This is a genomic window from Moraxella oblonga NBRC 102422 (genome assembly GCF_001598275.1).
Lineage (GTDB): Bacteria > Pseudomonadota > Gammaproteobacteria > Pseudomonadales > Moraxellaceae > Moraxella > Moraxella oblonga.
Map to the genome: position 1 here is coordinate 1 of NZ_BCYQ01000057.1, position 9,419 is coordinate 9,419.

At 40.6% G+C, this 9,419-nt stretch carries 6 protein-coding genes and 1 pseudogene; all 7 read right to left on the minus strand.

Annotated features, from left to right (window positions below; all coding sequences use genetic code 11):
- Window positions 1-95: 95 nt before the first annotated feature.
- Window positions 96-209: pseudogene (locus MOB01S_RS12995) on the minus strand (IS982 family transposase); the annotation flags it as partial.
- A gap of 343 nt (window positions 210-552) precedes the next feature.
- The gene (pncB, locus tag MOB01S_RS11255) at window positions 553-1,758 is read right to left on the minus strand and encodes a nicotinate phosphoribosyltransferase (RefSeq protein WP_066805470.1); all 1,206 of its coding nucleotides are present in this window, start codon (window positions 1,756-1,758) and stop codon (window positions 553-555) included.
- 131 nt (window positions 1,759-1,889) lie between these two features.
- Window positions 1,890-5,825, minus strand: a complete 3,936-nt coding sequence (locus tag MOB01S_RS11260) for a S6 family peptidase (RefSeq protein WP_066805472.1) — start codon at window positions 5,823-5,825, stop codon at window positions 1,890-1,892.
- 423 nt (window positions 5,826-6,248) lie between these two features.
- On the minus strand, window positions 6,249-7,127 hold the full coding sequence (locus MOB01S_RS11265) for a cysteine ABC transporter substrate-binding protein (protein ID WP_066805474.1): 879 nt from the start codon (window positions 7,125-7,127) through the stop codon (window positions 6,249-6,251).
- A gap of 82 nt (window positions 7,128-7,209) precedes the next feature.
- The gene (locus MOB01S_RS11270; RefSeq protein ID WP_066805476.1) at window positions 7,210-7,962 is read right to left on the minus strand and encodes an amino acid ABC transporter ATP-binding protein; all 753 of its coding nucleotides are present in this window, start codon (window positions 7,960-7,962) and stop codon (window positions 7,210-7,212) included.
- Between the two features lie 4 nt (window positions 7,963-7,966).
- Window positions 7,967-8,635 carry an amino acid ABC transporter permease gene (locus tag MOB01S_RS11275; protein WP_066805479.1) on the minus strand — a complete coding sequence of 223 codons (669 nt, stop codon included), beginning with the start codon at window positions 8,633-8,635 and terminating at the stop codon, window positions 7,967-7,969.
- Window positions 8,625-9,293 (minus strand): amino acid ABC transporter permease, encoded by a 669-nt coding sequence (locus MOB01S_RS11280; protein ID WP_218016100.1) that lies wholly within the window; start codon window positions 9,291-9,293, stop codon window positions 8,625-8,627. The genes MOB01S_RS11275 and MOB01S_RS11280 overlap by 11 nt, the downstream gene beginning before the upstream one ends.
- Window positions 9,294-9,419: the final 126 nt, after the last annotated feature.

Below are 9,419 nucleotides of genomic sequence, written 5' to 3' on the forward strand. Positions count from 1 at the left end.
CGGTTAGTATATTTGTAAATCAACCCCAAATTTGGTAATCTCCTTATAAATCTTTGGATAAAGAGATGGTTGCTTGATTGGTGGTTTGTTGGTCAATGAGCCTTAAAACCAAAACAACACCCATTTTTACTGACACAACAAAAATGAGCAATCCCCTTAAAAAGTTTGTGCCTTTTTAGTCTTTGATAAACACAAATAAGAATAAAAAATCATCATCAAAAAGATGTTTGATTGTCGTAATTTTGACAACCAATGGCTAACGACTGTTTTTAGTTGTCTAAATTTTTTAGCAAGAGGTTTTTTATCTCCATTTCAATTTTGGGTAAAACTTTATCTTGTTTATAATTGACAAAATAAAAAGTGCTACGGCTTTCTTTAAATTTAAATCTTGGCATTAATGTTAATAAAAAAATACTTACATAAAGATAAAAATGGAATAAAAAGCATTATAAAAATATACGCCTAATAACTATCGCAATTACAAAGCGTACATTATCATTCAACCAAAGCATTAATCGCCATTTTAACCAAGTTTTAACACAAAAACAACAATCAGCCTTGCACCCCAAACACCTGCCTTAAATACGCCAAATAAGTATTATCATCAATCATCGTCTTACCAGGGCTGTCGGAGAGTTTGGCGACGGGCTGACCATTGCATTGCACCAGTTTTAGCACAATATTAAGCTGGGTTAGCCCCATATCATTGGTCAAATTTGTGCCAATGCCAAAACCTGTTTTGATTCTTGTTTTAAAATATTCGTGCAAATCCCACGCCTTGTGCAAGGTTAGCCCATCGCTAAAAGTGAGCGTTTTGGTTTTGGGGTCAATTTTGAGTTTTTCATAATGGGCAATTGCTTTATCGCCCCATTCATAAGGGTCGCCAGAATCGTGCCGTAGCCCATCAAAGAGCTTGGCAAAATACAAATCAAAATCTTTTAAAAACGCATCCATTCCCACCACATCGGTCAAGGCAATGCCCAAATCGCCCCGATATTCTCGCACCCACGCTTCAAGTGCCGCCTTTTGGCTGTCTCGCAGGCGTACATCTAGGGCTTGAAAGGCTTGCATAAATTCGTGAGCCATTGTGCCAATCGGTGTTAAGCCCAGCTCCTTTGCCAAATAAACATTGGAAGTTCCCTTAAAAATGGATGGCGATGCCTTTGCCAAAGTCGCCACCACCTTATAATGCCAATCCTTTGAATAGCGTCTGCGAGTCCCAAAATCCGACACCACAAAGGGGGGATTGTGAACATCGGACAATTGGAGCATTTCATAATGCTTAATTGCCCCCACCTTTTCGTCAAGGCGTTTTTGTCCTTCAATCAGGGCGTTTTTATCATTTAATCTTTGATAATACAACTCATTGACAATGGATAACACAAAAATTTCAAAAAACATTGCTTGAATCATCGCCCCTTCAATCTCAATATTGAGGCGATTTTCTTCATCTACCGACACCTTGATAAATCGGCGTTTTAATTGAAATAATTCTAAATAATCAACAAAATCAGGCTTAATAAAGCGTAAATTTCTAAGATACGCCAATTCATCTTGGCGAAATCTTAGCTGGCACAAAGCGTCCAATTGCCATTCTAGCTCGTCCTTGATATGGGCAAGTGGATAGGCGGTTTGGTCGTTGTTGCGACAACGAAACTGATACACACCGTGCGTTTGCGGAAATTGGTGGAGCATTGCTTGGAGCATTGTAAATTTGTACAAATCATTGTCCAAGAGCGAAGTGATGATTGGTTTCATGGTTTTTTCTTATGAGCAAATGAAATTAGCCCATGATAACCGATTTTCACTAAAAAGTCGCCCCCATTTTGTAGAAAATTGTAAGAAAAATTGGACTACCGATTGATAGTCCAATTTTACAAAACTCAAAATCACCAACGATAACCAGCGTTCAAACCCACAGAATACCCATCGCCACTTTCTTTGTCTTTGTCATAAGTGGTATAGAGTTGCCCTGAGAATTTACCTTTTTGAATGTCAAACCCTAGCTTATGTTGCCATTCGCTGACTAACGGTATGGCAAATTGGTAGTCATTCACCATCAGTTTTGAACTGCCCGTCCAATGCCCATAAGTGGTAGAAACATAAGGACTAAACGTCAATCCTGTCGCAGTTTGGTGAGTATAGCCAAATTTTAAGGATGGTTGATAAGCAGTTGCTGAAAAATTGAGCAAACGAACATTGGCTCCATCTATGGTATAGGCGTTGCTATCAAAGGCTTGGTAATGACGTATACCCACACTTGGTTCAATAAAGCTATTACTAAATTGCCAAGTCTTGCCAGCCACCATACCGACATTGGCGAAATTTTGGCGATAATGGGCGGATTTGCCAAGTTGGATATCTTGGTTTACTTGCCCATACCCTGCATCCATGCCCAAAAACACGTCTTTGGACGACCATTTGCCATACAAATGTGCCATGGTCAAACGACTCTTACCTGTACCCTCGTCAAAGGTTTGATTGCCTTTGGCGTGTGATAATGCCGTCCCAAAAATCAAGACGCCCTTACCTACATCAAAATCATCATCAACCCCAAATTGTACCAAGTCTTGCTCATCGCTATAAGCACGATAATAATCAGATGAGCGATCAAATTCACTATGATTGGTATGTAACCATATACCTGTGTGTTTGGGGTGAACATCCAACACACGCCCTGCCAATGTAGTTGCACGCACCACCGCTCTGATGTCGGCGTGTTGGGCAGATAAGGCTAGGTTGGTGTATTTACTGATGTATTGTGACTGGGTCTTTTTACCATAATCTGTCGGTGTTGATGTATCAGTCTTTTCTGTATCAGTCTTTTCCTTATCTAAACCCTCACTCCACAAATAATACACTTTACCATCATCAGATTTGAGAGTGTAGCGATACGCTCCCAAATCCACAACTTCCCCTGCATTAGCCAGTTTTGGTGCCTTATCAACGCTACCTAGTGCAGTCAATAAAGTCAAATATTCTTTGGATTTGGCAGGTTCATTACCCTGATTTTTGACATTGAGTAAAAAATCACCCATAATGTCGCCATTTACTTGAACCTTATCACCTGCAAGGGCTTTTAAATTGGTAAGATAATTAAATTTACCCTTACCTGTCAAATTGCCTGCCACTGTTAAGAAGTTGAATTTATCACTAAGACCATTTTCAAAGTTACTGTTTAAGGTAATCTGTGAACCATCTTCCATTTGCAAATGACCAACTTGACTATCATTTGTCATTGTCCATTTGGTATCTTGACCCAGTGTTAAATAGGTATTTTCACTCGCTGTTGTTTTACCCAGTAGATGAGCTTTACCAAGCATTAATTTTGCATTATCTTTTAGCGTAACATTGCCAGTAATGTTGGTGGTGGGTATGGTTTGTAAAACATCATCATTATAAGTTTTATGCTCACAACTGGTTGTACCAAAATAATCCGAACGCACGCAAACAGGCGTTGCACCATTGATAAAGCCTAGTATTGCTGTGGCATTTTGATTTAATTGAATATTTGCTATTAAATCTTTAACATTGCGTCCAACGGTCAATTTTGCATTGTTTTGGGCAACAATTTGGCTGGCTGAAAAGGTGCGATTGACCCAATCATTGTCTTGAAATGGTTCAATTTTATCAAGATGATTGTAGGCATGTGGCGTGGGGCGACCCGACAAAAGCAGGTTGCCTGAATCGACCGTCAAATTGCCGTTCAAATTCATGCCGCCTGAAAGCAAAAACGGCTGATTGGCAGACGGATTTTCAGGTGCATAAACCACATTCAATTTGCCATTGTGATGAGATGGATTGGTTTCGCCAAATACGCCATTGAATGCTGCTTGATTGGGATTTTGAGCATTGGCTTTAAGCGTGATGGTAGCGGCTTGACTGGCATTGTGATTGACAATCATCGCTCCTTCGTCAATATTCCGAATGTAATTAAAGGTCAAATTGTTGCCATTCACATCAAGGCGACCACCACGGAAACCAAAATAAATGTTTTCGGGCTTAACTTGTTTGTTGTTGGCAAGGCGTACAATGGGGCGACCGCTCACAATTCCCACTTGATTGAAAGCCTGTCCACCACCTGTTTGATTTAAGATGACTGTACCATCGCCCACGCTGATGTCGCCCAAATTGTCGCCCGTACCATTGACGTGCAAAGTCCCTGCGCCGATTTTGGACAATCGGTCGTTTTGGGGATTTTTAATTTGCCAATCAACAGTTTTGCCATCGGCAACCGACACACCTGCACCCAGCCAAGTGGTATTATTGGTTTCGCCTTTAACCGTAAAATCGGTTTCAAAATACAAAGCACCTGCGCCTTGATTGATGTCGGATTTTAGGTTCAGTGTGCCTTTTTCGCCTGAAATGGTTAAGTTTTTGCCGTGATTGAGTTTGGCTTTAATGTCGGCAGCTTCTTGATTGGGTAGATTAAGTGCTTCTCCTGTTGAATTTTTTTGAGTAGGGTGTTTCATCACATTACCCCAATCATCTCTTTTGCTAGGTGCTATTTTTTCTTGTGCAGACCTAGCCGCTACTGTTACATTATTTAAAATTGCATTATCCGCTATTTGTGAGAAACGAGCGTAAAGTTCATGTATGGCATCTTTATCATAAATGGGCAACTCAAATTGCTCGCTGCTTGATGAAATGCTGGAAGTATTACCATTTGCTGCCCAATTAAATGCTTGTCCAGCTTGTTGATTGATAATGTTTTTTAAATTATTGTCTTCCTTGCGTTTTTCTTGGTTAAAATCATCTTTGTTTAAAGTTGTGTAATATTTCTCAATAGAACCTTGCCAAGAAGATAATAATTTCCATTTTTTATTTGGATTGGTTTCTTGGGTATCATAAGCATAAACAGGTGACCCACTGTCTCCAGACTGACCGTAAGTTGCCATAGCGGGTAAGTTTTCATATGCAATAGCCGATTCCATGTTAATAACATCTTTTTGAATACGGTCAGGGGAGGCTGCATTTTCAGTCGTTAATGCAACCAAATCCAATGTATTTCCACCAATCAAAAATTCATAACTATCTACTAAATCTGTTATTTTCTTTGTTGTTGGATTGATTACTTTTTGGATTCCTGACCCCATTCTCAATAATAAGGGGTAGCGTTTTTTAAATGCTTCTACTTCCTTTTGGTCTTTTAATTCATGTTGCCCATTAACTGTTTCAACTGGTGCGACTTCTGTAACCAATTTATGTAAGCGTGGTTGATAATAATCCAATGTGCCATTACTTGGATAGTTGCGCAAATCTTCTTCGGTTTTAACGCTTTCTAAAAAATCAGCGTATTTTTCAGGATTAATAAAATCATTGCCCTTAATTAATGTATAAACATAATAGGGCATATCTTCGTGGTCTATATTATGAGTATTACCACCAAAACCAATATGTTGTACTATACCAACATGAGATACACCTGTAACATATTGTGGGTGTATCAATGTGGCATGACCTTTGGTAACTGGCGTAAATACTGTGTTGGTATGAAACCAAATCGTACCATTTTCATCAACCGTTTCTTTTTTATAGACCAGTGCAGCTTTACCTTCGGCACTTTCTGTGCCACGTGTATTCACAGCCGACCAATCAGGCATAATAATCCCATTGGTAAACATTTTCTCTACTTCTGTGCCGTCTTTTTTGAAAATCGGTACATTGGTCGCACCAACATGGAACTTTCCCTTATTCTCCGCAAAATCACGGAATTGCTGATAATCCACATCATCGCGTACCACGCCTGCATTGGTGGACATACAAACAGCAACAAGACTAAACAACAAACTGTGTTTAAAAACTTTGGCAACTTTCTTTTTCATAACATCACCCATTTGTTAGAAAATTGGTAAAAATTGTTTAAAAATTGTTTCTTTGTATTATTGTACACTTATTTTTAAGTGCTGACAAGCAGTTATTGTACTTAACCTAAATGCACTTTATATCTAACGAATTTATACTTAATTCATATCAAAACTATACAGCAAAACCGTTCACCCTGAGCTTGCCTGCGGGCGGTTTTCCGTTATGGTTCGACAAACTCACCACGAACGGAAACCATAACAATTTTGAAGTTCGGTTAGTATATATATCTAACGAATTTAAAATCTACTACGGATTATCAGGGCGACTTGCAATTCGCTCCTATCACCGAAAATAAATTTGTGGTACTTTTAAGATTTTTGGTTTATTGTTACAAAAAATAAGAGGTAACTTGCGTTACCCCTTATTTATATATAAACTCATTAAGGTGCCAACAACTCTTCTGGTTTCACTTTATCCCCATACACAGGTTTTAAAGTCTTTTCGTAAGCAGCGGTTAAGCGACCGTCTTTTTTCATTGTGGCAATTTCTTCATTTACCCAATTAAGCAAAGCCGCATCACCTTTTTTCACGGCTGGGGCGATGTTTTCAGGTTCGCCCAATTTGCCAATCGCCACTTCAAAGTTTGGATTTTCTTTTGCCCACGCCCACAATAAAGCGTTGTCGTGTGCCAATGCCACACCACGACCGTCTTTTAAGGCATCAAAAGTTTCGGTGTTTTGGTCAAATTTAAGTAAGGTGATTTCGGGGTGATTTTTGGTGAAATAGGCATCGGCGGTTGTGCCTTTGTTTACAAGCAAAGTTTTGCCTTTTAATTGAGCAATATCGGTGATTTTGGCATTGGCTGGCGAAATCACACCCAAAGACACTTGCATATAAGGCGTTGCAAAATCAACCACTTCGGCACGCTCTGGGGTTTGGGTAAAGTTTGCCAATACCAAATCCACTTTACCTGACTTAGCGTATTCCACACGGTTGGCGGCTTCGGTTAAGACAAATTCCACTTTATCAGGGCTGCCAAGCAAATCTTTGGTCAGTTCTCTGGCGATTTCCACATCAAAGCCTTGATTTTTGCCATCTGCATCCACATAGCCAAAGGGGGGCTTGTCGCCAAATACGCCAATACGGATTTTGTCAGCAGCTTTGATTTTTGCCAAAGTATCGGCATCGGCTGGGGCGGCTGCATTGGTTTCGGCTTTGGACTGAGAGTCGGCAGGTTTGTCGCCACCACCGCAAGCCACCAAGCCAAGGCTTAACGCAATGGCGGAAAAAAATGAAAGGGATTTTTTGGTCAATTGCATTACAATTACTCCATTGTTTTGTTGGTTAAAAAAAGGGGTTAAATGGCACTTTGCTGTTTTTCAGGCTGCCTTAAACAACCTGTCAGGCATTGTATTCCATCATATTTAAAAACTGTTTGGCACGGTCGGTTGTGGGGTTGGTAAAAAATTGCTCTGGCGTATTTTCTTCAATAATCACACCCTTATCCATAAAGACGATGCGGTCGGCAACTTTTTGGGCAAAGCCCATTTCGTGCGTTACGATGAGCATACTCATACCGTCTTTTGCCAATTCCAGTACCACATCAAGCACTTCACGCACCATTTCGGGGTCTAGGGCGGCGGTGATTTCGTCCAACAAAATCGCCTCTGGATTCATACACAACGCCCTAACAATGGCAATACGCTGTTTTTGTCCGCCCGACAATTCTCGTGGAAAGGCGGTGCGTCTGTCGTACAAGCCAACCCGTTTTAATAATTGATGAGCCTGCTGGGTGGCTTCGTCTTTGTCCCTTTTTTGGGCTTTGATTGCCCCAAGCAAAATATTGTCCATCACATTCATATGGGCAAACAATTCATAGCTTTGAAACACCATACCGACTTTTTGGCGTGCTTTTTCCCACGCAATGTCCACGCCAAATTCGCCCACGCCACGCATTGTAATACTGCCGTCTTGTATGCTTTCCAAACCATTCACACAGCGAAGCAAGGTGGATTTGCCACAACCTGATGCACCTAAAATCACGACCACTTCGCCTTTGTGCAAATCCAAGTTCAAATTGGGAATGGCAACGGTGTCGCCATAGCATTTGCGTAAATTTTTAATTTGAATTAAGGGCGTTTTGTTTTGGTTCATAAAATTAACTTTCCCATTGTTGTTCTAGGCGATTGGCAAGTAAAGATAAAGGGTAACAAATCACAAAATACAACACAAAAATCAAACCATATACCCAAAAAGACGCATTTGGCACGGTTAATAAGGAATTTTCAATGATTTGCTGACCCACTTTTACCACCTCAATCACGCCAATCAATGCCGCAAGCGAGCTGGTTTTGACCATACGGGTAAACAGGTTAATGGCACTGGGCAACAATCTTCGTAAACCTTGTGGGGCTTCTATCAGATAAAACACCTGAAACCTAGAAAGCCCCAATGCCAATCCTGCTTCTACTTGATGTTTTTCAATGGATTGTAAAGCACCACGCACCAAGTCGCCCATTTCTGCTGTTCCCCACAGCACAAACACCCACACGCACACCCACAGTCCACTCAAATGCACGCCCGTCCATTCAGCCAGCCCAAAATACAACATAAACAGCCACACCAAAATCGGCACAATGCGTATGGTTTCCAAATAAAGTACGCTCAGTAAGCGAACAAATGGATTGGACGACCGCATTATCAAGCCAAACAAAGTCCCTGTGATGCACGAAATGCCCACTGAAATAAAGGAAATTTGAGCGGTCAGCCACAAGCCTTCGGCAAGGCGGGGGAGATTTTGTCCCTGAAACAACCAATCAAGTGCCATATTTTGCACTCCTTGCTTTTTTCTCTGCCCATCTTGCCCACATTGCCACAGGCAACAAAATCAGCAAATAGCTGATAAATAACAAAAATAAGGCTTCGTTGGTTTTGTAATCCATACCAATAATGTCTTTGGTTAAGAACATCAATTCCACCACCGCCACCGCACTGATGACGGAAGTTTCTTTGATTAAAAACAAGACATTCGCTCCCACCGCAGGCAGGGCAATCGCCCACGCTTGGGGCAACACCACATACCAAAAAATTTGAATTTTATTCAAACCAATGGCTTTGCCTGCTTCTATTTGTCCTTTGGGAACGGCAATCAAGCCCGCTCGCAAGGCTTCTGCCATATAACTGCCCCCCAAAAACACAAGGGCAATCACGCCACAGGTAAAGCCACTCCATTTAATGCCGATTTTGGGCAAGCCGTAATACAAAAAAAACAACTGAATCAACAAAGGGGTATTGCGAGACAATTCAATATAAGCGCGACTGATTTTGTTCAAGATGGGGGTTTTGTAGGCGGTGAAAATCGCCACCACACCACCCAATAGCAATGACAAAACAATGCCATAAACAGCCAATTCCAAAGTCATTAAGGCTGCCTGAAAAAATCGGGGGGCGGTTTGCCAGATGTATTGCCAGTTTAAACCAAGCAAAGATAATCCTTATATAAAAAATTTCCAAGATACTTTTGAAATTTTAACTTAATTTTACAATAATAGCAAGATACTTTATATTGTTTTATAAACAGGCAATCGCAATTTTTATCTTGAAATATGTTT